Annotated in this window: 21 protein-coding genes; 12 read left to right on the top strand and 9 right to left on the bottom strand. The window is 66.8% G+C overall.

What is annotated here, in order from left to right:
- Positions 1-128: 128 nt before the first annotated feature.
- Positions 129-2,045 (top strand): coiled-coil domain-containing protein, encoded by a 1,917-nt coding sequence (locus tag NO876_RS08980; protein WP_256421346.1) that lies wholly within the window; start codon positions 129-131, stop codon positions 2,043-2,045.
- Positions 2,046-2,174: 129 nt separating this feature from the next.
- The gene (locus tag NO876_RS08975) at positions 2,175-3,137 is read left to right on the top strand and encodes a phosphoribosyltransferase HisG-related protein (RefSeq protein ID WP_256421345.1); all 963 of its coding nucleotides are present in this window, start codon (positions 2,175-2,177) and stop codon (positions 3,135-3,137) included.
- 282 nt (positions 3,138-3,419) lie between these two features.
- Here the strand turns inward: NO876_RS08975 and NO876_RS08970 are convergent, their stop codons facing one another.
- Complete coding sequence (locus tag NO876_RS08970) at positions 3,420-4,004, bottom strand: DUF1102 domain-containing protein (RefSeq protein ID WP_256421344.1); 585 nt, start codon at positions 4,002-4,004, stop codon at positions 3,420-3,422.
- 461 nt (positions 4,005-4,465) lie between these two features.
- On the opposite strand from NO876_RS08970, the gene NO876_RS08965 reads away from it, so the two are divergent.
- Together NO876_RS08965 and NO876_RS08960 are read left to right on the top strand one after the other, a co-directional pair.
- A complete protein-coding gene (locus NO876_RS08965; RefSeq protein ID WP_256421343.1) occupies positions 4,466-5,077 on the top strand; it encodes a DUF7344 domain-containing protein in 612 nt (203 codons plus the stop codon).
- Positions 5,077-5,628, top strand: coding sequence for a hypothetical protein (locus NO876_RS08960; protein ID WP_256421342.1), 552 nt, complete (start codon positions 5,077-5,079; stop codon positions 5,626-5,628). The genes NO876_RS08965 and NO876_RS08960 overlap by 1 nt, the downstream gene beginning before the upstream one ends.
- 20 nt (positions 5,629-5,648) lie before the next feature.
- On the opposite strand, the gene NO876_RS08955 is transcribed toward NO876_RS08960, so the two are convergent.
- The gene (locus NO876_RS08955) at positions 5,649-8,189 is read right to left on the bottom strand and encodes a DNA topoisomerase I (RefSeq protein WP_256421341.1); all 2,541 of its coding nucleotides are present in this window, start codon (positions 8,187-8,189) and stop codon (positions 5,649-5,651) included.
- Between the two features lie 164 nt (positions 8,190-8,353).
- On the opposite strand from NO876_RS08955, the gene NO876_RS08950 reads away from it, so the two are divergent.
- Positions 8,354-8,506 (top strand): hypothetical protein, encoded by a 153-nt coding sequence (locus NO876_RS08950; protein WP_256421340.1) that lies wholly within the window; start codon positions 8,354-8,356, stop codon positions 8,504-8,506.
- Between the two features lie 6 nt (positions 8,507-8,512).
- Here the strand turns inward: NO876_RS08950 and NO876_RS08945 are convergent, their stop codons facing one another.
- The 4 genes from NO876_RS08945 to gatB all read right to left on the bottom strand — a co-directional run bounded on the left by NO876_RS08945 (position 8,513) and on the right by gatB (position 12,256).
- Complete coding sequence (locus tag NO876_RS08945; protein WP_256421339.1) at positions 8,513-9,256, bottom strand: helical membrane plugin domain-containing protein; 744 nt, start codon at positions 9,254-9,256, stop codon at positions 8,513-8,515.
- Between the two features lie 2 nt (positions 9,257-9,258).
- On the bottom strand, positions 9,259-10,404 hold the full coding sequence (locus NO876_RS08940) for an NAD(P)/FAD-dependent oxidoreductase (RefSeq protein WP_256421338.1): 1,146 nt from the start codon (positions 10,402-10,404) through the stop codon (positions 9,259-9,261).
- Positions 10,401-10,643 carry a sulfurtransferase TusA family protein gene (locus NO876_RS08935; RefSeq protein ID WP_256421337.1) on the bottom strand — a complete coding sequence of 81 codons (243 nt, stop codon included), beginning with the start codon at positions 10,641-10,643 and terminating at the stop codon, positions 10,401-10,403. Before NO876_RS08935 ends, NO876_RS08940 begins: the two co-directional genes overlap by 4 nt.
- A gap of 122 nt (positions 10,644-10,765) precedes the next feature.
- The gene (gatB, locus tag NO876_RS08930; RefSeq protein WP_256421336.1) at positions 10,766-12,256 is read right to left on the bottom strand and encodes an Asp-tRNA(Asn)/Glu-tRNA(Gln) amidotransferase subunit GatB; all 1,491 of its coding nucleotides are present in this window, start codon (positions 12,254-12,256) and stop codon (positions 10,766-10,768) included.
- Between the two features lie 144 nt (positions 12,257-12,400).
- Here gatB and NO876_RS08925 point away from each other — a divergent pair, with 144 nt between their 5' ends.
- The 5 genes from NO876_RS08925 (at position 12,401) to NO876_RS08905 (ending at position 19,879) form a co-directional block, all read left to right on the top strand.
- On the top strand, positions 12,401-13,687 hold the full coding sequence (locus NO876_RS08925) for an MFS transporter (RefSeq protein ID WP_256421335.1): 1,287 nt from the start codon (positions 12,401-12,403) through the stop codon (positions 13,685-13,687).
- Between the two features lie 33 nt (positions 13,688-13,720).
- Positions 13,721-14,581, top strand: a complete 861-nt coding sequence (locus NO876_RS08920) for an alpha/beta hydrolase (RefSeq protein WP_256421334.1) — start codon at positions 13,721-13,723, stop codon at positions 14,579-14,581.
- 147 nt (positions 14,582-14,728) lie between these two features.
- On the top strand, positions 14,729-15,214 hold the full coding sequence (locus NO876_RS08915; protein ID WP_256421333.1) for a DUF7518 family protein: 486 nt from the start codon (positions 14,729-14,731) through the stop codon (positions 15,212-15,214).
- Positions 15,215-15,243: 29 nt separating this feature from the next.
- Positions 15,244-18,846 (top strand): chromosome segregation protein SMC, encoded by a 3,603-nt coding sequence (gene smc, locus NO876_RS08910; protein WP_256421332.1) that lies wholly within the window; start codon positions 15,244-15,246, stop codon positions 18,844-18,846.
- Positions 18,839-19,879 carry a segregation/condensation protein A gene (locus NO876_RS08905; RefSeq protein ID WP_256421331.1) on the top strand — a complete coding sequence of 347 codons (1,041 nt, stop codon included), beginning with the start codon at positions 18,839-18,841 and terminating at the stop codon, positions 19,877-19,879. The genes smc and NO876_RS08905 overlap by 8 nt, the downstream gene beginning before the upstream one ends.
- A gap of 15 nt (positions 19,880-19,894) precedes the next feature.
- Here the strand turns inward: NO876_RS08905 and mtnP are convergent, their stop codons facing one another.
- From mtnP to NO876_RS08890, 3 genes are all read right to left on the bottom strand, one after another.
- Entirely contained in the window at positions 19,895-20,755 is an 861-nt protein-coding gene (gene mtnP / locus NO876_RS08900) for an S-methyl-5'-thioadenosine phosphorylase (RefSeq protein ID WP_256421330.1), read from the bottom strand.
- Between the two features lie 285 nt (positions 20,756-21,040).
- On the bottom strand, positions 21,041-21,997 hold the full coding sequence (locus tag NO876_RS08895) for an AEC family transporter (protein ID WP_256421329.1): 957 nt from the start codon (positions 21,995-21,997) through the stop codon (positions 21,041-21,043).
- Positions 21,998-22,131: 134 nt separating this feature from the next.
- Positions 22,132-22,845: a phosphoribosyltransferase gene (locus NO876_RS08890; RefSeq protein WP_256421328.1), complete on the bottom strand. Its 714-nt coding sequence runs from the start codon at positions 22,843-22,845 to the stop codon at positions 22,132-22,134.
- Between the two features lie 438 nt (positions 22,846-23,283).
- Between NO876_RS08890 and NO876_RS08885 the strand changes: the two genes are divergently transcribed.
- Both NO876_RS08885 and NO876_RS08880 read left to right on the top strand, forming a co-directional pair.
- Positions 23,284-25,026, top strand: a complete 1,743-nt coding sequence (locus NO876_RS08885; RefSeq protein ID WP_256421327.1) for a histidine kinase N-terminal 7TM domain-containing protein — start codon at positions 23,284-23,286, stop codon at positions 25,024-25,026.
- Between the two features lie 130 nt (positions 25,027-25,156).
- On the top strand, positions 25,157-26,056 hold the full coding sequence (locus tag NO876_RS08880) for a PhzF family phenazine biosynthesis protein (RefSeq protein ID WP_256421326.1): 900 nt from the start codon (positions 25,157-25,159) through the stop codon (positions 26,054-26,056).
- The last annotated feature ends 17 nt before the right edge of the window (positions 26,057-26,073 follow it).

Here is a 26,073-nt window from a genome sequence, read left to right as displayed (position 1 = left end):
CACGGCGGTTCGTTTGTCAACCGATTCAACCTTTCGCCGCCGGAGATCCGAACCGACGCGTCGACATCGCTATCAGGAGCGGTATTTTGCCCGGGTGATTTATGTGAACAGTTTCGGTAAGGTGGTCTATGAGCCACGAATCCGACGCCGACCGGACGACATCCGTATCAGACGACGAGGTGAGCGTCGAGAAGTCGTTCGCCGAGGACGAGTTTCCCGTCCCCGCGATCAAGTTCCGGCTCTCCGCCGAGAGCGACGACCCGGTGCACATCCGCCTCGTGGATCAGATCCCCGAGGACTTCCCGATGGAGGGCGTCGGGTTCCACCCGGACTACGAGAGCGACAACTGGACGGCGTACAAGGACCACCGCGTCGAGTACGAGCGGACGCTCGACCCCGGCGAGGAGACGACGACGGTGTACGGGATCCGGCTCGAACAGGCGTCCGACGTGGAAGGGTTCCTCGGCGAACCGATCCTCGAACGACCGCCCGCGCCCGAAGAGAGACAGAGCGAGGAGCCGCCTCGGGACGTCGAAGACATCCTGGGCACGGACCGAAGCCAACTCGTCCGAGACGCGCTCCAGGGGAACGGCCGCCTCGCGGTCGAGTCCGAGGTCGAACCGGAACCGGAACCGGAACCGGAACCACCGGTTTCGGACGACGGACCGGGCGTCGTAGAGAGCGAATCGCCGGGGAGCGAGGGAGGGCACGTCGAAGACGAGCCGCCGGCCGACGGGACGGTACCCGTCGAGGACGAGCCGCCGACTGACGAAGACGAATCCGCAGACGAACCGACGCCCGTCGCCGACGACCCGGAAGCATCCGTCGCCAGCGCCGATTCCGGTCCGCGAGCAGTCGGCACGGACCTGCCACCCGCGGCGCGGAAGCGCGACGACGACAGAATCACGGCCGTGAGTCCCGAAGACGACCCCACAACCGAAGGCGGCGTCGAAGAGGGCCCTTCCGCTGGGGAGGTGAGCGACGACGACACGGAGCCGGAGACAGACGCAGTGGAGGCCGAAGCGGCCGAGGAGGACGCAGCGGAGGAAGGGGAAGCCGTCGACGACGGAGCGGTCGAAGAGCACGTCGACGCGCCCGGAGCATCTGCCGATCAGGCCGCTGAGGAGGTGACCGAGGCCGTCCAAGGGGAAGCCGAGCCCGCTGAGGAGGAGACCGAAACCGCCCACGGGACGACAACCCCCGCCGAGGGCGGACTCGCGGCGACGCTCGCGTCGGAGATTCGCGCCGGTGAGGTCTCCGAATCCGACCTCGAAACCCTCCGTGGGGAACTCGACGCGGGGCTCCCCCGGAGCGCGGACGTCCGGATCCGGCGCGTACAGGCGCAGATGGAGGATCTCAATGCCTACGCCGATGCCATCGCGGAGTTCATCGACGAGGAGGGGACCGGCGCGGAACTCGTCGAACGGCTCGACGCCGAACTGACCGAGATCAACGAGGAACTCGACGACCTGCGGGCGTCGGTCGCCGCGGCCGACGACGAGCGCGCGGCGATCCGCGGGTCGGTCGAGGGGGTCGACGCGGACGTCGACGCCCTCGACGAGCGCCTCGGCGAGGTCGCCGGGCAGCTGGCGGACGTCGCCGAGGACGCCGAGGACGCCGCGGCCGGCGTCGACGAACTTCACGACCGGGCCGACGGGATCGAAGAGCGGCTCGATCGGACGACCGACCGCGTCGACGGTGTCGACTCCGCGGTCCGGGACGTCTCCGCCGACGTGGACGACGTCGCGGCCGACGTCGACGACGTGGCCGGGGAGGTCGAGAACGTCGCCTCCGACATCGACGAGACGGGCGCGCACGTCTCCCGACTCGACGAGGAGATGGGCGACGTCCGCGAGGACATCGCGGCGATCGACGGCGACGTCGTCGAGACCCGCGAGTCGCTCGAAGCCGAACTCGACGACCTCCGCGCGGAGGTGTCGGCGCTGTCGAGCGAACTCGATCGGATCGGTTCGATCGAGCGCGAGATCGAGGAACTCCAGCAGTTCCGCGACCGCCTCAACAGCGCGTTCGGTCCGGGCGAGTAGGAACCCGTCGTTGCAGGTGAAACCGCCCCGGTCCGGCAGCGAGAATCGATCGACCACCCCCGGGCCGCTCGGAACCGGAGTCGGTACCGAAGCGGAACCGGTTTAGCCTGCCGCCGCGTGGATTCGACAATGACTGAGACGGAGGCGATTCGCGTCGCCGTCCCGCGCAAGGGCCGACCGCTCGAAGCCGTTCTCGAACGCGTCGCCGACGTCGCCGATTCGCATCCGGCAGGCTCCCGGCCGCACGCCGACGAAGCGGACGAAGCCGACGATATCGCAGCCGTCGCCGACGAGGTCATCTCGACGCTCCGCCACGAGAAGGCGATCACGAAGGGGAAGATCGACCCCGCGGCGGACGTCTACCAGCGGCTCGCGACCTATTCGGACCTCGACGACGACTACGAACCGGAGTACACCCTGCTGCGCGACGACCGACAGGGGATGCCCCGCCGGATCGTCTTCGACAGCCTCACGGTCGACATCGACGGCGTGCCGGTGCAGTTCGTCGGCCGCGAGGAGCCCTTCCGCGCGCTCCGCACCCACGAGTTCGCTCTTGGCTTCGACAGCGCGGACCTCGTCTTAGAGGAGGTCGTCGAACTCGAACCGGAGGGCGTCGGATCCCTCGCGGACGTCAACGCGCGGATCGATCCGATGAACACCGACGTCCGCGTCGTCTCCGGCCTCGGCGATACGGTGTATCACACGCTGATGGCCCGACCGGAGATCCTGCCGCCCGGCACGGACCTCGATCGGGAGTTCGTTGCCGGCTACGAGGGCGAACTGTGCATCTCGCCGCGGTACGAGCGCCTCGTCGAGGCCGTCCTCGGCACGCGGCCGCTGGAGGGCGTCACCTTCGCCTACCCCGACGACGACCGCGAGGAGGAGGCCGCCATCGCCGACGTCGGCCTCGGCGTCTATCTGACGATGACGGGGTCGACCGCGCGCGAGCACGGCCTGATCCTCGGAGATCACCTCTTCCCCTCGGAGACGGTGCTGATGGAGAATATTGCGGAGTCCGCGGAACTGTCGGGTGTCGAGCGGGTGAGGGAGGCGCTGGCCACGGCGGCGCACGAGACGGAGATTGCCATCTAAATCGATGGAGTAGTTCACGATTGCGACAGTCAGTACACGAGGACGCGTAGCATCCGATTGTATGCAGTTTTGTTATGAGATCAGTCCCGAGACCACCTGTCTGGCCTTCCCAGTCAATCCCGGTTCACGTTAATCTCGTCCCTCTCCACGTTGGGGGGTGGCCAGGTTCTCAAACGAAAATGGGTAAAGAGCGGCGGTGGTGTGAGAACTTCCGCCGGTAGATCAGTAGTTCCGTCACGTCGAATCGGGACGTGTCTCAGGATATCTAATTAATTTTCTAGTTTAAGATTGGCTCCCGTAGGGGCCATCCTCGTCAGTGACGGCAAACCTGATTTCCCCACCCGGCAAATTAGTCCTGTCTCGTGCATCAATGGCCACACCAACTAGTGTGGAGTCTCCCGAATCAAGACCCCCTCCACTTGCGTTGGTAGTGTCATATCCTCCGAAGTCATCCCAACTAGGATAGAAGCTGTCCTCGGGGTAGCTCCCGCTGTACTCCTCGTAGACTTCTTTGGGAACAAAATGCCACCTGTCCGGGTTGTCTAACCCTGATTTGTCGATAGTTATATCCAAGTCATTGGGGCCATTATTTTCCATTCGGAACACACCGTCGAACGTCGTCACGGAATCTGCATTAATACCATCACCGCCATCGTTGTTCTCACCGAAGTCCAACACTAGTTGCTTACCACTTAATTTCGCGTACGGTGACGTATCCTCTAAGCCCAGATACGCGCTCTCGTCGCCAACCACACTAACATTAACAGATCGGGTTGCCTCAACACTCGCAAACGCACCAGTACCCATTGCAGCCGCCCCACCGGCGACGAGCGATCCCATTCCGACCAAGAGTTTGCGTCGTTGCATTGGTTTGCTACCTCGTTGTCACGCGCCCGTTCACGGGCGTCGACGACTTCCGGCACCGATCCGTCGTCGCCGTCCGCGGCGCGTATTCCACTAGAAAGGCGGGACCCTCTTTGGAATATACCGCCAGCGAAACCGGGAGAGAGTGTCTGTAGAGTCGGAATAGGCTCTATGGGATACGAGAAAAGGACCTTTATCGAAGATCCGAGTCACTTTTCGTCGGCTTAACGCTCGTGTACCGAACGCGCGGGTTAGTGAAATGCAGAATACAGTATTTACTACACAATTAATCCGGGGGAGAGGCCGCTTTTCGACGATGGCCGCGGAAACATTCGAATAATAAGTCAGATGAGTTACTGATCTATCGACCGGTGGTAGAGTCCCTTTGCCGTGGTTTCTAGTCTCCATACTAAAGTGATATACAATTGACTCTACTGACGGAATGTGTGTGGGGGTGACGGTGTATGGCTGAGGCACAGACGGAGATCAGTAACACAGTCGACAGCGACGCCGAGCTGTCGTCGAAACGGGAACCGAACTTCACCAGAGACGACGTCCTAGAGGTGCTCAGCAATCAGCGTCGTCGCTACGCGATTCACTACCTCAAGCGACGGAACGGGGAGCCCGTCGCGGTCTCAGAACTCAGCGACTGGGTCGCGAGTTGGGAGAACGGAAAGGAGATCGACGCGCTCACCCACCGGGAGCGAAAGCGGGTGCGGAACGCCCTCCGGCAGTTCCACCTGCCGAAGATGGACGAGTACGGGTTCGTCGAGTACGACTCCCAGCGCGGCGTCATCGAACTCACGGAGGCGGCCTCGGACGCCAACTTCTACGTCGACTCGCTCACCGGCCGGGACATCCCGTGGGGCGTCTACTACCTCGGGCTCTCCGCGGTGAGCGTCGTCTGCCTGCTCGGGATCTGGGCCGGCCTGTACCCCTTTTCGCTGGTGTCGCCGCTGCACTACGGCGTCTTCGTCGTGACGGCGCTGTCGGTGTCTTCGGCGGGGCACGTCTACGACAACTACTGCCGGATGCGACTCGGCGCGAGAAACCGGCCGCCGGAGGTCGAGGAGTGATGATTCGGCGACGACACGTATTGCTCGTCGTCGCCCTCCTCACCGCGACAGCGCTCGTGACGAGCAGCGGCGCGTTCAGTGCGACGGCGGCCGAACGAGGCGTCGACATCGGAGTCGCCGACGACCGCGACGCGTACGTCGGCTTCGAGAAGACGGTGCAGAGCGACGGAAACGCGACGGTGAACGTGAGCGTGACACGGCGCGACGGCGGAAACGAGACCGTGAACGAGACGCAGGGGGACGACGGAAACGCGACGGCGAACGAGACCCCGGAGAATAACGGAAACGCGACGGCGAACGAGACGCAGGGGGACGACGGAGACGAGACGGCGTCCGTGGACGTGACGGTGGTCAATCAGTTCCCGGCGGGGACAGAACTCGCGACGGTCGAGATCACCGTCGGCACCGCGTCGGCCGATCTCGCGCCGCTGGCTCCCGGCGAGCGCGCGACACACACGTTTTCGTCCGCCCCCTGCGGAGCCTCGATCAGGATCGAAGCGTCCGGCGACGGCGTGGCCGTGACTTTCGAGCGTTCGGTCACCTGTAACTGAGCCCGAAGACGGGGTCGACGTCAGTCGGCCTTCGCCTGCCACTCGCGGACGGTGTCGGGACCGACGCCGTCGACCTGATCGGCGACGGCGTCGGGCTCGGCCTCCTTCAGTGACTCGACGTTCTCGACGCCGGCGTCCTTCAGTTTCTCCGCGGTCTTCTCGCCGATGCCGCTGACGCTCTCTAAATCAGAGCCGCTCTCGCTCTGCTCGGCCTGGTACTCGCGGTAGTTGCAGATCGGGCAGCCCAGGTCCCACGGCTCGCGATCCTCGTCGTCGTAGACGATCCGCAGCTCCGGGAGGTCGTGTTCCTCGCAGGTCTCCTCTGTCACCTCGATGTCGCCGCGGCGCGGCAGCGGCAGCGAGTACTCGCAGTCGGGGTAGCGGGTACAGCCGACGAGCCGCGAGCCGGACCGGAGGCGCTTGATGGCGAGTTCCCCGCCGTGTTCCTCGTGACAGTCGGGACACGGCCCGATCACGAGGTCCTCCTGCTCGTCGGCCTCCTCGGCCTTGCAGAGCGGGCAACCGTGGACGAACGTCTTCCGGCCCGCGAGCATCTTGACGTGCGCGAGGCCGTGCTCCTCGCAGGTCTCCTCTAAGAGGAGCGGCTTGCCGGTCGACGGCAGCGGCAGCGTGTACGTGCAGTCCGGATAGGCGTCACAGCCGATGAAGTACGAGCCGCGACGGCTCTTCCTGATCACGAGATCGCCCCCGCACTCGGGGCACTCGCCCACGGTCTTGTCGGCCTTCAGCGACTTCTGGAGGTGTTCACCCACGTCTTCTCCCGATTCCATCAGCCCCTCGAAGACCTCCTCGAGGATCTCCCGGGACTCGTCTGTCACCTCCTCCAGGGTGGCGTCTCCGCGAGTGATCGCCTGCATGTCCTGTTCTAACTGCGCCGTCATCTCCTCGCTCACGATGCGCTCGGCGAACTCCTCGGAGGCCTCGACGACCGCGCGGGCGAGGCGGGTCGGTCGCGGCGGGTCGCTCTCGATGTACCCGCGGTCGTAGAGCTTCTGGATGACGTCGTGGCGGGTGGCCTTCGTGCCGATACCCATCGACTCCATCGTCTCGATGAGCCGCGACTGTCCGTAACGTCGCGGGGGCTGGGTCTGCTTGGCGTCCAGGCTGGTGTCGGTGACGGCCAGTTCCTCGCCCTCGGTGACGTCGGGGACGAACGACTCACTGGCGTTGGAGTAGGGGTACACCGCGTGGTATCCCGGTTCGACGAGCCGTTTGCCGTTCGCCTTCAGGGAAAGGTCCTCGTCGTCGCCGGCGACGCTCGCGACCACGCGGAGGTGTTCCCAGGTGGCCGATTCGGCGACGGTCGCGAAGAACCGCCGGACGACGAGTTCGTACACCTCCCACTCGTCCTCGGAGAGGTCCGAGTGGCTCGGGAGTTCCCCCGTCGGGTGGATCGGCGGGTGATCGGTCGTCTCCTCGTCGCCCGCGGTCGGCTCGATGTCCTCCTGGTCGAGCAGCGAGTCGGCGTCGTCGCCGAACGTCCGCGTGCCCGAAAAGGCGTCCAGCAGGTCACGGGGCTCCAGATCGTCGGGGTAAACGGTGTTGTCCGTCCGCGGGTAGGTGACGTACCCGGCGGTGTAGAGGTCCTCGGCGATGCTCATCGCCCGCTGGGCGGAGTAGCCGAGCGATCCCGCGGCGCGGATGAACTGCGTCGTGTTGAACGGCGCGGGCGGGTCGTCCGTCCGGGTCCGCCGGCGGACGGATTCGACATCTGCCGTCGACGACGATTCGAGCGTCTCGTAGGCGCGTTCGGCGTCGTCCTCGTCCCAGACGCGCTCGGCCTCGTTGCCGTCCTCGTCGAGGTAGAAGTACTGCGCCTCGAAGGAGGCGGCGTCCGCGTCCTCGGAAGCGGCTTTTTCGAGGTCCGCGAACAGCTCCCAGTAGTCCTCGGGGTCGAACGCCTCGATCTCGCGCTCGCGGTCGACGATCAGTTTCAGCGTCGGTCCCTGGACCCGTCCCACGGAGATGAAATCGTCGCCGAGCTGTCGGGCCGAAAGCGAGAGGTACCGCGTCAGCGCCGCGCCCCACACGAGGTCGATGATCTGTCTGGTCTCCCCGGCCGCGGCGAGATTGAAGTCGAGTTCGTCGGGGTTCGCGAACGCCTCGGTCACCTCGTTTTCGGTGATCGAGGAGAACCGCACGCGGTCGACCGGGACGTCCTCGTTGACCTCGCGGACGAGTTCGTACGCCTCCTTGCCGATGAGTTCGCCCTCGCGGTCGTAGTCGGTCGCGATCACGACCCGACCGGCGCGGCGGGCGAGCAGGCGGAGCGCCGAGACGATGTTCTCCTGCGTCGGGTGCTTGTCGATCGGCGCGTCGATGAGTTCGACCGGTTCGACGTCGCGCCAGTCGTTGTACTCCGGCGGGAAGTCGACGCCGACGACGTGCCCGGAGAGGCCGATGCAGCGCTTGCCGCCCCACTTGTAGACGTTCACGCCGTTCTTTCGGTCGGCCTCGGCGGACCCGCCGCTCAGGATGTCGGCGATCCGCCGAGCGGCGTTGTCCTTCTCGGTGATGATGAGTTCGGGGCCCTGGCTCATTGGGCGGCGATACGCCGGGGGCGGGCCTAAACCTTTCGCGCTGGATCCCGACAAATCGATGGACAGCGCGCCCGTGCGCGCGGAACTCGTATGCTACGATGGGGACGCGTTCAATCGGGACGAGCGTAATTACTAATAGCGGACCACCGTCTGTGTCGGTCCGAATGGTGGTGCCAGAACTCGAAGAGTGTCCGAACTGCGGGAACACGGACATCTACTGCTACTCGAACGACTTGGACGTGATAGCGGGCGACATCGAGAAATACTGCGGCGAATGTGAGACGAAATTCGATCTCGAAGCGGCGGTCTACGGATGACGGCGGTCAGGAGCGATCGTCCGCGCTGGACTGTCCGATCGCGCCCGCCAGCGCGAGCAGGAACCCGAGCCCGTACTGGACGTCGGGATCCCGCGACCGCTTGAGCAGTCCGACCGCGCCGACGCGCTCGGGCTCCTCGTTCGCCGCCTCGCCGACGCCCGAGAGCAGCGTTTCGAGCCCGTCGCGGACGTCGTCGTCGCCGGCGGTCTGGGCGACCTCGCCGAGCGCCGATCCCGTGCCCGCGAGCGAGCGGACCATCTCGTCGTCCAGCGCGCTCGTGAGCAGCGAGAGGACGTCGGCGACCTCGACCAGTTCTTTGAGCGTCCCCGTCCGCTGGAGGACGAGCAGGGATTCGAGCGCTCCCTGGAGTTCCTCGCCGTTGTCGCCGACCGCCGCGGCCAGTTCGACGGTCTCCTCGGTGGCGAGTCCGTCTGCGGACTCCACGAGCGTCGACCCCGTCCCGGCGAGCGAGCGGACCATCTCGTCGTCCAGCGCGCTCTCGCCGAGCGCGAGAACGTCGAGGAGTTCGTTGACCGCGTCGAGGCGGCGGACGAACGACGCGACGGCCTCGGGGTTCTCGGCGATGGCCGCTTCGAGGTCGTCGCCGGCGAGTTCGGTCGGGCCGTCGCCGCCGTCGACTGGGGCGTCGCCGCCGTCGGCCGGGGGGTCTCCATCGTCAGCCCCGTCGGACCGGTCGTGCCCGGTCTCGTCTCCCGCCGGCGACTCGTCGGCGTGCTCTTCCTCGGACATCGTCAGAGCAACCCCCGTGCGGTGAGCCAGTAGGACTCGTTGTACGCCAGTTTCGACCAGTGGAGCTTCTGGGACGGCGGCGCCGGCGACGGCGGGTTCTCGTAGTCGAACTCGACGAACGATGCCGCGTCCATCCCGGTCTCGATGAAGCAGAGCGTCTTCCCGTCGTACGTCGCCGTCGCGGGGCGGCCGCGGATCTCGCTCGCGAGGCGCTGTCCGACGACGCCGGCCTGGTAGTGGGCGACGCTGCCGGCGTTCGGGACGCCGGTGTCCGCCGTGTCGCCGAGCGCGTAGACGTTCTCGGCGGCCTCGGCCTCCAGGGTGTGTTTGTCGACCTCGACCCATCCCTTGTCGCCGAGGCCGGCCTCCGCGATCAGGTCGATGCCGCGGTGCGGCGGGATCGTCACGAGGAGGTCGTAGTCGAGGTCGGTCCCCTCCATCGACGTGATCGTCTCCGAGGCGGGATCGACCGATTCGGCGTTGAAGAACGTCTCGATCTCGATGTCGCGCTCCTCCATAATCGGCCGGGCCCACTCGGCGATGTGGGGGTTGCCGTGGACGCGCTGAATCGGGTAGGTGTAGGTGATGTCCACGTCCTCGCGGAGGCCGCGCTCGCGGAACCAGTCGTCGGCCATAAAGACGAATTCGAGCGGGGCCGCCGGGCACATGTGCGGCGTCCCGACGACGCTCAACACGAGGTCGCCCTCGGTGAACGAGAGGAGTTCCTCGCGGAGGGCCTCCGATCCCTCCTCGCTGTAGTAGTCGTGCCCCGCCTCCGCAAGTCCCGGTATCTCTTCGGGCGCGAGCGTCGACCCCGTCGCGAGCACGAGGTAGTCGTAGTCGATCGGTTCGTCGGCCTCGTGGTACCGGAGTTGCTGGGCGTCGGTGTCGATGTCGGTGACGCGGTCGATCCGCACGTCGACGGCGTCGTCGACGAGGCTCTGGAGCCGACGCCGGCCGTCCTCGGGCTCGCGCTGGCCGAACGGGACGTACAGCCAGACGGGCTTGTAGACGTGGTCCGGGTCGTCGTTGACGAGCGTGATCCGGACGTCCCCGGCGTCCAGTTCCGGTTCGAGCCTGTCGGCCAGGTCGTTCGCGAGCACCGTCCCGCCCGTGCCGCCGCCGACGATGACGATGTCCTCGGTCATGATTTCTCCACGTAGAACTCGTAGTGGTCCTCGCGCTCTTCGACCGCCAGCAGTTCGTTGCCGGCCTCCTCGGCCCACTCCGGGACGTCCGTGCGCGACTGCTCGTTGTCGCTCAGAAGCAGCACCACGGTGCCGGCGTCGACGTCGCGGATCTTACCGATGAGGTCCATCAGCGGTCCGGGGCAGGCCGCGCCGCGGGCATCGACGGTCTCGTCCGCTTCGATCTGTGATTCGCTCATAGCTGTGTCTGAATATCCGATCTCCTCCCTATTAGTATTGTGCAGTAATTCCAAAATTATGGTAACCGACAGAAGGGGGTTGGAAGCGCCGGTGCCGCCGCAGCGCCGCTCGCGGTCGCCGCCTACTCGTCGAGTCGCTCGCGGAGCATCCCGTTCACGTCGCCGGGGTCGGCGCTGCCCCCGGTCTTCTGCATCACCTGTCCGACCAGGAAGTTGATCGCGCCGCCCTCGCCGGCGTGGTAGTCCTCGACGGCGTCGGGATTCTCCCCGATGGCCTCCTCGACGGCGACGGCGACCTCGTCGTCGTCGGCCGTGCCGAGGCCCGCCGCCTCGATGATCGAGTCGGGATCGTCGCCCTCGTCGAGCATCTGCCTGAGAACGACCTCCTCGGCGTTCTTCGTGGTGATTTCGCCTTCCGCGACGAGTTCGATCAGGCGCGTGAACTCGTCGAGGCGGTCGTCGACGTCCGTGACGGCCATATCGCGGTAGTTGAGTTCGCCGAGCAGGTTGTCCGCGACCCAGGTCGCCGCCAGATCGGGGTCGAACGCCTCGGCGACGTCCTCGAAGAAGTCCGCGACCTCCTTCGTCGAGGTGAGCTTCGACGCCGACTCGGCGTCGAGGCCGTACTCCTCGCGGAAGCGCTCCCGTCGGGCATCGGGGAGTTCCGGAATGGCGATGCGCTCCTTCCAGTCGGCGACCTCCAGCGGCGGCAGATCCGCCTCGCGGAAGTAGCGATAGTCCTTCTCCTCCTCCTTCGAGCGCATCGAGACGGTGATCCCCCGCGACTCGTCCCAGTGGCGCGTCTCCTGTTCGACCGCGCGACCCCGCTGGACGGCGTTCTTCTGCCGCGTCACCTCGTACGCCAGCGCCTGCTCTGCGCCCTTGTGACTGGAGATGTTCTTCACTTCCGTCCGGTTGGCCGCTTCGAGCGCGTCGAGACCGATCGAGCCGTCCTCGCCGACCTCGTCGGCCGGGACGAGCGAGATGTTGGCGTCGACGCGGAGCGAGCCGTCGCGGGTGGAATCGAAGACGCCGAGGTACTCCAGCACCTCCTCGAGTTTCGCGAGGAACGCGCGGGTCTCCTGGGGGCTTCTGAAGTCCGGTTCGGTGACGATCTCCATCAGCGGCGTGCCGGCTCGGTTGTAGTCGACGAGCGTGTAGTCGGCGGTGTCGATGCCGCCGCCGGCGTGCTGGAGGCTCCCGGGGTCCTCCTCGAGGTGCGCGCGCTCGATGTCGATCTCGCGGCGTTCGCCCTCGACGGAGAGCTCCAGCGAGCCGTCGGCACAGATCGGCGCGTCGTACTGCGTGATCTGGAAGTTCTTCGGCAGGTCGGGGTAGTAGTAGTTCTTCCGGTGGAACCGGGTGTGCTCTGCGACGTCGGCGTCGAGCGCTTTCCCCACTTTCACGGCCGCCTCGACGGCCCCCTCGTTCAGGACGGGGAGTGCTCCCGGCAGGCCGAGACAGACCGGACAGGTCCGGCTGTTCGGCTCCTCGTCGTCGGCCGGTTCGGTCGAACACCCACAGAAGATCTTCGTGTCCGTCTCGAGTTGGACGTGGACCTCCAGCCCGATGACGGTGGCGAGATCGCGCTGGGAGAGCGCTTGCGCGGTCATTACCGCGTGGTTCGACGTAGCGCGGCTAAAGGCTAACGGGACGACGACCCGGGCGACGCGATCGGCGTTCCCGGGCGGTTGGTCCCGGTCGATGCGCGGACCGGGGATTTTTTACGTAGTTGAGTTTTCGCTCGCGTAGGAACTGTGGACTCGAAACCGCGACCCCGACCGACGCGACTCGAGCAATCTCTCGACGTCCGGCGGCGATTGGTCGGACTGGACCTCTACTACGGGTGGTTTGTCGTCGCTTCGTGCTTTCTGGGCGGACTGCTGATCTACGGACTCCTGTACACCTTCAGCGTCTTCTTCGGTCATCTGGTCGACGCGTTCGGGATGTCCCACGCCAACACCTCGCTGATTTTCTCCCTCCAGTCGGTGACGATGTACGTCGGCGCAGCGGTGTTCGGGTTCACGCTCGACCGATACGACGTCCGACGCCTGTTCGCGTTGGCGTCCGTGCTGATCGTCGGCGGACTGTTCGGAACGAGCGTCTTCTCCAGTTACCTGGGCGTACTCGTGTGCTACGGGCTCGCCGTTGGAGCCGGATTCGGTATCGTACTGGTCATTTCGTACGTGACGCCTGTGCTCTGGTTCGAGCGCCGACGCGGTCTCGCGACGGGCATCGCGACCGCCGGTTCGGGCATCGGGATGATGGCGATGCCGCCGTTCGCCCGCGTCTTGATCGCGTCGCTGGGCTGGGAGCTGGCGTACACCGCGCTCGCGGCGCTGGTGGGCGTCGCACTCCTCGCCGCGACGGCCGTGATCGCGGGACGGCCCGAGCGGTTGGATATCGACAGGTCTGCGGAGTTCCGAACGTCCAACGCGGGCTACACGTCTCCCTCGACCCGAGAGCAGTTGCGCGGGATCCGATCGACGGTCGCCTCCTGGGCCTTCGTCGCGTTCTTCGTGGCGATGCTCGGCGTGTATCTCGTCCCCCTGTCGCTGACGGTCAACTTCGTCGAGTTTGCCCGGTCGGTGGGGATCAGCCCCCAGGTCGGCGTGTTCGCCATCAGCGTCATCGGCGCGACGAACACACTCGGGAAGTTCGTCACCGGCTATCTCGCCGACCGGCTGGAGACGACACTCGTTCTGGCGGGCAACGCGGTCGCTATCGGGGTGCTGACGCTGCCGATCGCGCTGATCCACGACGCGGGAGTCGTGCTCGCCGCGTCCGCGCTGTTCGGGTTCGGCTACGCGGGGCTCGGTGCACTGACGACGCCGATGATGGCAGAGCTCTTCGGAGCGCGGAATCTGAACGGGCTGTTCGGCGTCGTCTCTATTTCGAGTGCCTTCGCGGGCGCTCTCGGGCCGTACGTCGCGAACCTCTGGTTCGACGCGTTCGGGACATACGTCCCCGTCTTCCTCGGGATGGCGCTGATCAGCGTTCTCTCGGCTGGGCTGTTCGTCCTCGCTCCGCGAGTGGCATCGTAACCTATTCCATCGCCCTCGTCGACTCAACGTCCGATGAGCAACGCGCTCGCCGACGCCGCCGGGATCGACGTCCGCCGGGGGGTGCAGTTCGCGACGCCCGCGAGTGGCCCCCTCCGTCTCGACCTCTATCGCCCGGCGACGAGCGTCGACAGGGAGGCCGGAAGCGGCCCTCGTCGCGCCGCCGTCGCCCTCGTACCCGGTAACGGGTGGCGGGGCGTCGAGCGGGATTCGATGGCGCGCTACGCGCTCGACCTCGCGGAACGGGGGTTCGTCTGCGTTATTCCCGACTATCGCGGCAGCGACGTCGCCCCGTTCCCGGCGGCGGTGCGCGATCTGAAGGCCGCGGTCCGGTGGATCCGAGCGGCGAGCGCCGAGATCGGCGTCGACCCCTCTCGAATCGGTGCGTTCGGTCACGGCGCCGGCGCACAGTTAGCTGTCCTGGCGGCGCTGACGGCCGACAGTGAGTACTTTTCGCCCGACCCCGAGACAGTCGGCCGGGGCGTCGCCGCCGCGAACGACGCGCTCTCGGCCGTGGTCGGCGTGGCGGGAACGTACGTGTTCGAACACCAGCCCGAGACGGCGGACCTCGTCGCGTTCCTCGGCGGGGATCGGGAGTCGGCTCCCGGCGCCTGGACTCGGGCGTCGCCGTCGACATACCTCGATGGGGAAGCAGAGGGCGGTACGGGTTCCCGACCGCCGACCTTACTTCTCCACGGCGAGGAGGACGCCGTCGTCCCGGCGATGGCCTCCGAACTGTTCTACGACCTACTGGAGGAACACGACGTGCCCGCCGAGTGCGTCGTCGCCGCGGACGCCGGCCGCGACGTCCACGAGACCCAGCGGGCGTTCACGCTGCGTTGGACCGAGGGGTTCCTCGACCGGCATCTTCGGTGAGGACGTCGAGACGCCTTCCCCACGCCCGTCGACGCGACGTGCCCGACTGTTGGGCCCCCGTCGCATCGCAGACGTTTTTCTCAACTATCACTTTGTGGGTAGGTGTCTGACGTACGTTTATGTGACCGGAGACGCGGTATCTACCCTATGAGCAACCGCGTGGAGGAACTCGAGTCGAAGGTCGCGGAGCTACAGGCCGCCGTCAACGGCCTGACAGAAGAGCTCGTGGAGACGAAAGAGCGGGTCCGCCTCCTCGAAGAGGAAGTCGAGGTCGACCTCGCGGCCGGAAGCCGTCCGGTCGGGTACGACACGCCGGAACCGACGTCCGAATCCCCGTCGGAGGCCGGGTCGAAGACGGCAGACGAGCCCGAAGCAGCGGAAGGGTCAGAGGCGACCGAACCGGAGGCGGCGTCCGAAGTCGACCCGAACGATCCCCTCAGCGAGTCGCCGGCACAGGCGGAGTCGCGGCGCGAGACGTCCGCACAGGGCGCGGACGACGCGGACTTCATCGACGCCGACGCGGACGAACAGCTCCCCAGCGAGGTCGACTCGCAGGGCGACGAGACTAAGGCGGACGAGAGTGAGGGAGACGACGAGGCGGCGACCGAAGACGACGACATCATCGTCGCGTAATCGGGCGCTCCGCCCGCCACGAGCAACCCATGCACATCAAAGAGCTCGTCCTCGACGGTTTCAAAAGTTTCGGGCGGACGACGCGCATTCCGTTCTACGAGGACTTCACGGTCGTCACGGGGCCGAACGGCTCCGGGAAGTCGAACATCATCGACGGCGTGCTGTTCGCGCTCGGGCTGGCCCGAACGCGCGGCATCCGCGCCGAGAAACTCACGGATCTGATCTACAACCCCGGTCACGCCGACGGGAGCGACGACGGCGAGAGCGGAACGAGCGGTCCCAAAGAGGCGACCGTCACGGTCGTCCTGGACAACGGCGACGGGACGCTCGACCGCGCGCAGGTCGTCAACGCCGCCGGCAGCGACAACGTCGGCGACGTCGACGAGATCCGCGTCAAGCGCCGGGTCAAGGAGACCGAGGACAACTACTACTCCTACTACTACCTCAACGGTCGCGCTTGCAACCTCTCGGACATCCAGGACCTCCTCGCACAGGCGGGCATCACCCCCGAGGGCTACAACGTCGTGATGCAGGGCGACGTCACCGAGATCATCAACATGACCGCCTACCAGCGGCGGGGCATCATCGACGAGATCGCGGGCGTCGCCGAGTTCGACGCGAAGAAGGAGGACGCCTTCGAGGAACTCGACGCGGTCGAGGCGCGCATCGAGGAGGCCGACCTCCGGATCGAGGAGAAGGAGAATCGATTGGCGCAACTCGAAGACGAGCGCGAGACCGCCCTGGAGTACCAGTCGCTCCGCGAGGAGCGCGAGGAGTACGAGAGCTACCAGAAGGCCGCGGAACTCGAAGACAAGCGGGAGGACCTCGAAGCGACGGAAAACCGGGTCGAAAAGCGGGAATCGACGCTCGCCGAGCGCAGAGAGGAACTGGACCGCCGCGAGGGTCGCGTCACCCGGCTCGAAGACGAGCTCGACGAGCTGACGAAGGAGATCGAGCGGAAGGGCGAGGACGAGCAACTTCGGATCAAATCCGAGATCGAGGAGGTGAAAGGCGAGATCGACAGAGTGGAGAACGCGATCGAGGCCGCCGAAGAGCGGATCGAGGACGCCGAGAGCGAGCGGCGGAACGCGTTCGTCCAGTTGGATCGAAAGCAGGAGGAGATCGACGATCTCGACGAGGAGATCCGCTCGGTCAAGGTCGAGAAGGCCTCCGTGAAGTCCGATATCGGCTCGCTGGAGACCGACCTCGCCGAGGTGCAGGCAGAGATCGACGACGTCGACACCGAGTACGACGAGCTGAAGGCCGACCTGAGCGAGCGGAAGGAGCGCCTCGAAGAGCTGAAAACCGAGAAGAACGAGCGCCAGCGCGAGAAGGACCGGCTGCTCGACGAGACGCGCCGGCGGGCGAGCGAGATCTCCGAAGCCGAAGCGGAGATCGATGAGCTGCGAGAGACGATTCCCGACCTGAAGGCCGAGGTCTCGGACCTCCACTCGGAGCTCGACAAGGCCGAGAAGAACGAGTCGAAGATCGAGGGGATCGTCGAGGAGTTGCGGGCGGAGAAGGCCGAACTGAAGGAGGAACTCGACGAGGTCGTCGAGGAGATCCAGTCGAAGCAGTCCGAGTACGCCACCCTCGAAGCCCGCGCGGGCGACGACGGCGACAACTCCTGGCCGCGGGCGGTCACGACGATCCAGAACGCCGGACTCTCCGGCGTCCACGGCACCGTCGGCGAGCTCGGCGCGGTCGACGGCGAGTACGCCAGCGCCTGCGAGACCGCCGCCGGCGGCCGGCTCGCCCACGTCGTCGTCGACGACGACGGTGTCGGCTCGGACTGCATCGACTACCTGAAGTCCCGGAACGCGGGTCGGGCGACGTTCCTCCCGATCACGGAGATGGAGGACCGCGGCCTCCCGCGACTGCCGGACCACCCCGGCGTCGTCGACTTCGCGCGCGCTCTCGTCGACTACGACGCCGAGTACGAGTCCGTCTTCTCGTACGTGCTGGGGTCGACGCTGGTCGTCGAGGACATGGAGACCGCCCGCGACCTGATGGGCGACTACCGGATGGTGACGCTCGACGGCGACCTGGTCGAGCGCTCCGGCGCGATGACCGGCGGCTCGGGCGGCGGCTCCCGGTACTCCTTCTCGAAGTCCGGCGGCGGTCGGCTCGAGCGGCTCGCCGAGGAGATTTCCGACCTCGAAGACCGCCGGCGGAACCTCCAGGCGGAGATCAGAGAGAAAGACGAGGACATCGAGGACGCCCGGAGCCGCGCCTCCGACGCCCGCGACCGCGTTCGCTCGCTGGAATCCGACGTCGAGGACGCGGAGGCGGACGTCGAGGACGCTGAGAGCGAGATCGACGACCTCGAAGCCGATATCGAACGGCTCCGCGAGGAGCGAGCGGAGGTCGACGAGGAGATGCGGGAGATCGACGCCGAGATCGACGAGGTCGACGCCGAGATTTCGGCGGTTCAAGCGGAAATCGACGAGCTGGAGGCCGAACTCGCGGACTCGAAGATCCCCGAGCTAACGGCCGAAGCCGAGGAGATCGAGGCGGAGATCGACGAGAAGGAAGAGCAGATGGACGACCTCGACGGTCGGCTCAACGAGCTTCAACTGCAGCGGCAGTACGCCGAGGAGACGATCGAGGACCTCGAGGAGAGCGTCGAGACCGCCCAGGAGAAGAAGGCCGACGCCCGCGACGTCATCAGGGAGAAAGAGGCAGAGATCGAAGACCGCGAGGAGGAACTCGAAGCCAAGCGCGAGGCCGTCGAGGAACTCGAAGCGGAGCTCAAAGAGCTCAAAGCCGAGCGGTCGGACCTGCAGGCGACGCTGCGGGAGGCAAAGAGCGAGCGCGACGAGAAGCGCGACGAAGTGGACAAGATCGAGTCGAAACTGGAGTCGCTGCGCGACAGCGTCGAGCGGCTCTCTTGGGAGATCGACGAACTCGAATCCGCGGTCGGCGAGTACGACCCCGAGGAGATCCCCGATCACGACGAGGTCGAGGCCGAAATCGATCGGCTCACCGAGGAGATGGAGGCGCTCGAACCGGTGAACATGCTCGCGATCGACGAGTACGACGAGGTGAACGCGGACCTGGAGGACCTCCGGGAGCGCCGCGACGTCCTCGTTTCCGAGCGCGACGCCATCGAGGAGCGGATCGACCGCTTCGAGTCCCAGAAGAAGGAGACGTTCATGGACGCCTTCGACGCGATCAACGAGAACTTCACCGACATCTTCGAGCGCCTCTCGGACGGAACGGGCGAACTCCACCTCGAAAACCCCGAGGACCCGTTCGAAGACGGGCTGACGATGAAGGCCCAGCCCGGCGACAAGCCGATCCAGCGGCTGAACGCGATGTCCGGCGGGGAGAAGTCTCTTACAGCTTTGGCGTTCATCTTCGCCATCCAGCGGCACAACCCCGCGCCGTTCTACGCGCTCGACGAGATCGACGCGTTCCTCGACGCCGCCAACGCCGAGCGCGTCGGCGAGATGGTCGACGACCTCTCGGGAGACGCCCAGTTCGTCGTCGTCTCGCACCGCTCCGCGCTCCTGGAGCGCTCCGAGCGCGCCATCGGCGTGACGATGCAGGGCGACAACGTCAGCGCCGTCACCGGGATCCAGTTGAGCGACGACGAGAGCGAGGAGCCGGAGGTGCCCGCGGATGACTGACTCCGCCGGATCGCCGCCGCGGAGCGAGGTGTTCCCCGACGGCGTCGCGGTCGGTGGGAGCGACGAATCCGGCGGTTCCGGCGGACCGGGTGGATCCAGCGATCCCGGCGGATCCGGCGGCGGTCCCCCGACGGCCGACGGAACGGACGTCGACGAGGGCGAGGTCGAGCCCGTCGAACTCCTCGTCCAGTTGGCCGAGGAGGGGGAGATCGACCCCTGGGACGTCGACCTCGTCGAGGCGACGGACGCCTTCCTCGACGCGCTCGACGAGACGGACCTCCGGACGTCGGGGCGGGCGCTGTTCTACGCGGCCGTCCTCCTGCGGATGAAGAGCGACGCGCTGCTCGAACCCGACGAGGAGGAAGAGGAGGAACTCGAACCGTGGGAGGCCGCCCTCGAAGGCGGCGGGCCGATCGCCGAGGGCGGGGCCGACGGGGGAGACGCCGGCCCCGGCTTCGATCCGATCGACACGCTCGAAGCCGAGATGGACCGCCGACTCGAACGTAAGGACGCCCGCGGGTCGCCGGAGACGCTCGACGAGCTCGTCCGGGAACTCCGGGAGGCCGAGCGGCAGTCGTGGTGGAAGCGCCGCCGCGAGTACGACACCTCCGACTCGCCGCACGGACACAGTCGCGGGACGCAGACGCTCGATTACCGCTCCGCCGACGAGTTCCGCGAGGCGGACGAACCGACCGCGGCGGACGTCACCGGCACGGCGCATTCCGAAGACATCGAGACCTCGATCTCGGCCGTCCGCGACGCGGTCGGGGTCCACTACGACAACGGCCGCGACGAGGTGCTGTTCGCTGAAGTGGCTGACGCAGCCGAGACGCCGGTGACGTCGTACCTCGCACTCCTGTTTCTCTCTCACCGGAGCGAGGTGCGACTCCAGCAGGACGATCTCTTCGGCGACCTCTGGATCCGCGCTCCCGACGCGACGTTCGAGGACGACGGAGCTGAGGCGGAGGCGGAGGCCGAGGACGACGCTGTCGACGCCGAGGAAGCGGTGATACCCGCCGCCGACGACGACTGAAACCGCCGCGGACCGCTACTCCACGTACTCGCCGATCAGCGGCTCCAGATCCGTCTTCGTCGAGTCCGGGATCGCCTCGTCGGGCGTGTTGATCGTCCCCGCGAGCGAGGTGTGGCAGGCGCACTCGTGATCCTCGGGGAGCGCGCGGATCGCCGCCTCGACGGTCTCTTTGATCGCCGTCTCGTTCTCCGCGGCGTTCGCGAGCACCTCGTCGAGCGTCACCTCGCTGTCCGCCTTCCAGACGTCGTAGTCGGTGACGCCGGTGACCGTCGCGTAGGCCATCTCCGCCTCGCGGGCGAGTTTGGCCTCCGGAATCGTCGTCATCCCGATGACGTCCCAGCCCTGCTCGCGGTAGAACTCGCTCTCGGCGCGGGTGGAGTACTGCGGCCCCTCGATGCAGACGTAGGTGCCGCCGCGGACGACGTCGGCGTCGGTGGCCGACTCCGCCGCGTCGGCGAGGACCTCGTTGAGTTCCGCGCAGTAGGGGTCGGCGAACGGCTGGTGGACGACGACGTCCTCGTCGAAGAACGTCAGGTCGCGGTGCTTCGTGCGGTCGTAGATCTGATCGGGGATCACGAGCGTTTGGGGCGGCAGATCCTCTCGGAGGCTTCCGACGGCGTTCGAGGCGAGGACGTGCGTGACGCCCATCTGTTTGAGCGCGAAGACGTTCGCGCGGTACGGCAGCGTGGTCGGCGAGCGCGCGTGATCGGGGCCGTGCCGCGGGACGAAGACGACCTCCCGACCCGTGTCGCCGAACTCGCCGACCGTGAGCGGCGCGGAGGGCTTCCCGAACGGCGTCTCGACGTCGACGTTTCGCGTGTCCTCCAGCGGCAGGGCGTCGTAGATTCCGCTCCCGCCGATGAATCCGATAGTCATAACCGACAGTTCGGGTGCGGGCGCTAAAATCCGTGGGTCTCGGGCGTGCAGGGGAGTCCGGGGAGATTTATATACGAAGCCGGGGCCAACGGGGCCGTGCGCTGAGAGCAGCCCCGCGTCGGGTCGCGGTTGTCCGGCACGTCGGCGCGGGGAGCGGAATCGGCCGCCAGTCGGGCGCGGGACTGGCGGTCGACCCGAGCGGGTGCCGGCTGTTCGCCACCATCGCGAAGGGCGCAAGGCCAATGAGCGGAGCAGCGGGCGTTCACCGACTTGCGGCCGACGGTATCACACCACGACGCCGCTCTGCAGGATCGCGATCAGCACCGTCAGCGTGACGACCGATACCACCGTCGTCGCGAAGATCGCCGTCGAGACGAACTCGGTGACGGGGACGCCGGCGACCTCTCCCTCCGAGAACTCGCCGACGAGGATGAGCGGCGTCACCGCGGAGGGCATCGCGCCCTCTAAGACGAAGGTCCGCGCGACCGCGGGGTCGGAGAAGCCGGCTAGGAGCGCGACGCCGATCCCGATGAACGGCACGACTACCATCTTCAGGCCGACGACGCCTGCGACCGCCGACAGGGTCGTCCCGACGTTCGTTCTGGCCAGCTGAATCCCGAGGAGCAGCAGCATCACCGGAATCGCCGAGTCGCCGACGAGCTGCACCGTCGACATCGCCGTCGAGTCGACGGGCGGGATCAGACCGAGCGCGCGGGCGAGGAGCGCGACGGCGACGGCGTAGACCAGCGGGACGCTGAACACCCGACGCACGCCCTCCAGGCGGTTCTCGGTGCTTCCCCTGGAGGCGATGTACACGCCGACAGTCCAGATGAGGACCGCCTGCACGGAGAGGTAGACGACCGCGGTCGCGCGGCCGGTGTCGCCGAACGCGAAGTTCGAGACCGGCACGCCGTAGTTGCCCGTGTTGGGAAACGCCGCGACGAGCACGATGGCCGAGAGCGCCGTCTCGGAGACGCCGAACAGCCGTCCGGCCGCCTCCGCGACGAGGACCGTGAGGACGTGAAAGAGCAGGATCGCGACCGTGATCCGGACGAGCGTCGACTGCGCCAGCGTCGTCGTCGCGAGGCTGTGAAACACCAGCGCGGGCGCGAGCACGTAGACGACGACCGTGTTGAGCGCGTCGGTCTCGACGTCGCGGAACCGCCCGAGCAGGTAGCCGACGCCGCCGACGGCGACGATCGGGAGGATCGCGGTCGCGAAGACGGAGACCAGAGAGACCACGTCGAGTGAGACACGAAGTCGCTACTCAAACGCTTCGATCACCGGACGGAGCGGTCAGTCTCGGGCGCGTGCGACGCGGCGGATGTCGACCCCGATTCGGACGTACGCGTCGCAGTCGGTTCGGCCCGTCGGCGCTACGCGCCGATACCCTCGTTGTCGATCAGCCGCCACGCCTCGCCGTCGGCCGATTCGATATACCCTCGTCGCTCCATCTCGCTCATCACCTCGGCCATCCGATCGGGCTGGGCGATCTCCATCTCGATCCGGTCGACCGAGTGGAACTCAGAGAGGTAATGACGAACGTCCTCGACCTCGAAGGTCTCCTCGTCGGCCTTCTCCATCACGCCGGAGACGAGATCGATCATGTCCTCGATGAAGTTCCACGGGTAGACGATCCAGGTCCACTCCTCCAGCCGTTCGCCGACGAAATCCGGTTCGAACTCGCTGGTCTGCAGCAGTTGCAGCGTCGCCGTCTCCACCTCGCCGGCGTCGCGGTCGGTCACGTACTCGTAGGCGCGCTCGATCGAGCCGCCGGTATCGGCGATGTCGTCGATGATGAGGACGTCTTTCCCCTCGACGCTGCCCTCCGGCATCGGGTAGCGGACCTCCGGTTCGCCGGCCTTCTGAGCGGTGCCGACGTAGTGCTCCATCTTCAGACTCGTGAGATCGTCGAGTCCGAGGAAGTCGCAGATGCACCGACCCGCGAACCAGCCGCCCCGGGCGAGCGCCACGACGACGTCCGGTTCGAACTCGGCGGCTTTCACCTGATCGCTGACGTCCCGACAGAGCCCGTAGATGTACTCCCAGTTAGTGATCGTGCAGTTGAACTGATCGGGCAGGTCGCCCATAGATTTCGGTCACCGTTCGGAGAACCGTCGGCCGGCTCCTTAATCTATCTGTCTCGGACGTCGGCGCGGACGGTCACGAATCGACGAGCGGGATCGGCCGACAGTGTATTTATTCTCCCCTCCGATCGACGGACACGAGAGGTCGCGGATCACACAGCGTCGGGGCCCGTGCTGGCACCGCCCTCGTCCGGGGACGGACGTCGGGTCCGCTGACGATCGCACAGACGGCCGAACAACACGATAGATCACACCGAACCGGGACATTCAGGTGAGACGACAGACGACGGGAGGGGCAGGCGAGCGAGAGAGCCACCGCGTAACCACCGGGGAATCGAACCGTTCGATCGACGGTCTCGATCCAGAACCGCACGCTTTCCGGCCGCCCGCCGAGCGGAGCACCGACGACCGGAGTCGGCCCCCGCGGAGGGAGGGCCGGGAGTGACCGCGCAGTTGTTCGGGGCGGTTTCCTGGGTCCCGATCGGCGCGCTCGCCGCCGGAGGCGCGCTGTGTGCGCTCGTTTCCGTCCTCTGGCAGTACCGAGAGGAACCGGGCGCGAGATGGTTCATCGCCGCGCTGTCTGCGCAGGCGGCGTGGTGTCTCGCGTACGGCGTCGCGCTGTTCGTCGTCGACCCGCAGGTACGCTTCGCACTCGAAGTCGCGAGCGTCCTCGCCATCTCCTGGGTGGGGTATCTCTTCCTCGGCTTCGCGCTGGAGTACACCGGTCACGGGGCGATCCGGCAGTCGCGGTTCTACGCGCTCCTCGGGGGCGTTCCGCTCGTCGGGACCGCCCTCCTGCTCACGAACCCCTGGCACACGCTCTTCTGGGAGAACGCTCGACTCACCCGAGCGTACGGGTCCGTGGTGCTCGAATACTCCTTCGAGTTCGGCGGCTACGCGGTCCTCGTGACCGGTCTGCTCTACGCCGGTGTTGGCGTCTTCCTCCTGGCCGAGACGATCCTCAGTTACGGGCCGCTGTACCGGAGCGAAGCGGCCGCGGTCGCCGTCAGCACGCTCCCACCGGCGGTCGGCATCGTCGTCTGGCTCGCCGGGCTCGGGAGCGCGTCGGTGATCCAGTGGGGAACGGTGCTATCGCTGCCGCACGCCGCGCTGGACGCGTACGCGTTCGTGGGCAAGCGGATGTTCGAGACGAGTCCGGCGACCCGACGCGTCGCGGACGAGCAGGCGATCGACGCGTTGCCGCATCCCGTCGTCGTCATCGATGACTCCGAACGGCTGGTCGATTTCAATACGGAGGCCGAAGTCGTCTTCGAAGACGTCACCCCGGAAGCGGCGGGAACGCACGTCTCCGAGGTGTTCGCGTTCGACGCCACAAAGCTTCGAGGCGAAGAAACGAGCTATCTGACCGTCGCGGGTGGAGAATCACGGCGCGAGTTCGCCGTGCACTCCTCGCCGCTCCGAGACGCGGCCGGCGCCACCGTCGGCCACACCGTCCTGTTCCTGGACGTCACCGACGAACGCGAGCGGGAACAACGCCTGGAAGTGCTCACGCGCGTCTTGCGTCACAACCTCCGGAACAAGCTGACCGCGGTGATGGGATACGCCACGACTATCGAGGCGGAGACGGACGACGAGCAGATCCGGGAGTTCGCCGACCGGATCGAACGCAACGGCGCGGACCTGACCGAGATCGGAGAGAAGGCCCGGGCGTTCGATCAGTTGCAACAGTCCGACCCGCACTACCGCCCCGTCAGGGTCGAACGCGTCCTCGACTCGGTCGCGACCGATCTCACCGAACGGTACGCCGGGGCGACGGTCGACGTCGACGTCGACGCCGACGTCCGGGTGATCACCGACGCCGACCACCTTCGGCTCGCACTGGAGAACGTGATCGAGAACGCGATCGAACACAGCGGGGTGTCGAATCCGACGGTCTGGATCGACATCGGGTTCGAGGACGGCGGCGAGACGCTCAGGATCGACGTCCGAGACGAGGGACCGGGAATACCCGACACCGAGATCGGCGTCCTCGCGTCCGGATCGGAGAGCAGACTCGACCACGGGAGCGGAATCGGCCTCTGGATCGTCGAATGGAGCCTCCGGCGAATCGGCGGGTCGGTGTCGTTCGAGCAGTCTGAGACCGGAACGCGGGTCCGCCTCCTGATCCCCGATCGGTCCCCGCCGCGCGGAACGGCCGACGTCGGCAGTCGGCAATCGGCGTGAGCACGGGATCGCCGGCGGGCTCACCAACCGGCCGCGGTCCGTAGCGCGGCCAGCGGGGCGGGTGCGTACCCGCTTCCTGGGAAGCACCGAGGAGGGGAGACTTTTCACGAACGCCCGCGTCCGCCCGTGTATGGACACCCGACGCGCGCTGCTCGTCGACGCCTTCGCGGCCGAACCGCTCGCCGGCAACGTCGCGGGCGTCGTCCCCGACGCGGGCGGCCTCGCCGACGAACAGATGCGGGCGATCGCACGCGAACTCGGTGCCAGCGAGACGGCGTTCGTGCGCCCCTCCGACTCCGCCGACCGACAGCTCAGGTTCTTCTCGCCCACCCAGGAGGTCGACCTCTGTGGCCACGCGACCGTCGCCGCGCACGCGCACCTGCAGGAGGACGGCGCGATCGACCCCGGCGAGCACAGCGTCGAGACCAACGTCGGTGAGCTCGACATCGAGGTCGAGAGCGCCGGGACCGTCTGGATGACGCAGGACTATCCGCGAGTTGAGCGCGTCGACGTCGATTACGACCGTCTGGGCGACGCGCTTGGTATCGACTCCGCGGCCCTCCGGGACGTCGGCGCCGACGCGCCGGCCGCGGTCGCCTCCACGGGCCTGCCGTTCCTGATCGTCCCGGTGAACTTCCTGCAGAATCTCGGCGCGGCCGATCCGGATCTCGGAGCGGTCGAGGCGCTCGCCGACGAGTACGACGCCGCGGGGGTCTACGCGTTCACGTTCGACGCGCTCGACGCCGATTCGACGCTGCACGCCCGGACGTTCGCGCCCTCGGTCGGTATCGCGGAGGATCCGGCGACGGGGACCGCGAGCGGCGCGTGCGGCGCGTACCTGCGCGAGATCGGCGCGTTCGACGACTTCCCCGAGGAGATGGTCTTCGAGCAGGGGCACTTCGTCGATCGGCCCAGCGAGATTCGCGTCCGCGTCGGTGCCGAGGTCCGCGTCGGCGGCCGCGCGGTGACGTCGCTCGATGGACGGCTCGCTGTCCCGCCGGAAGAAGCGGACGGAATCGTCGAAGCGTGAAAACGTGACCGGCCGTG

Origin of the sequence: Halobellus rarus (assembly GCF_024494595.1) — an archaeon.
Taxonomy (GTDB): Archaea; Halobacteriota; Halobacteria; order Halobacteriales; family Haloferacaceae; genus Haloquadratum; species Haloquadratum rarum.
The sequence above is the reverse complement of the archived record's forward strand: the minus strand, read 5'-3'. Positions and strand labels throughout refer to the sequence as shown.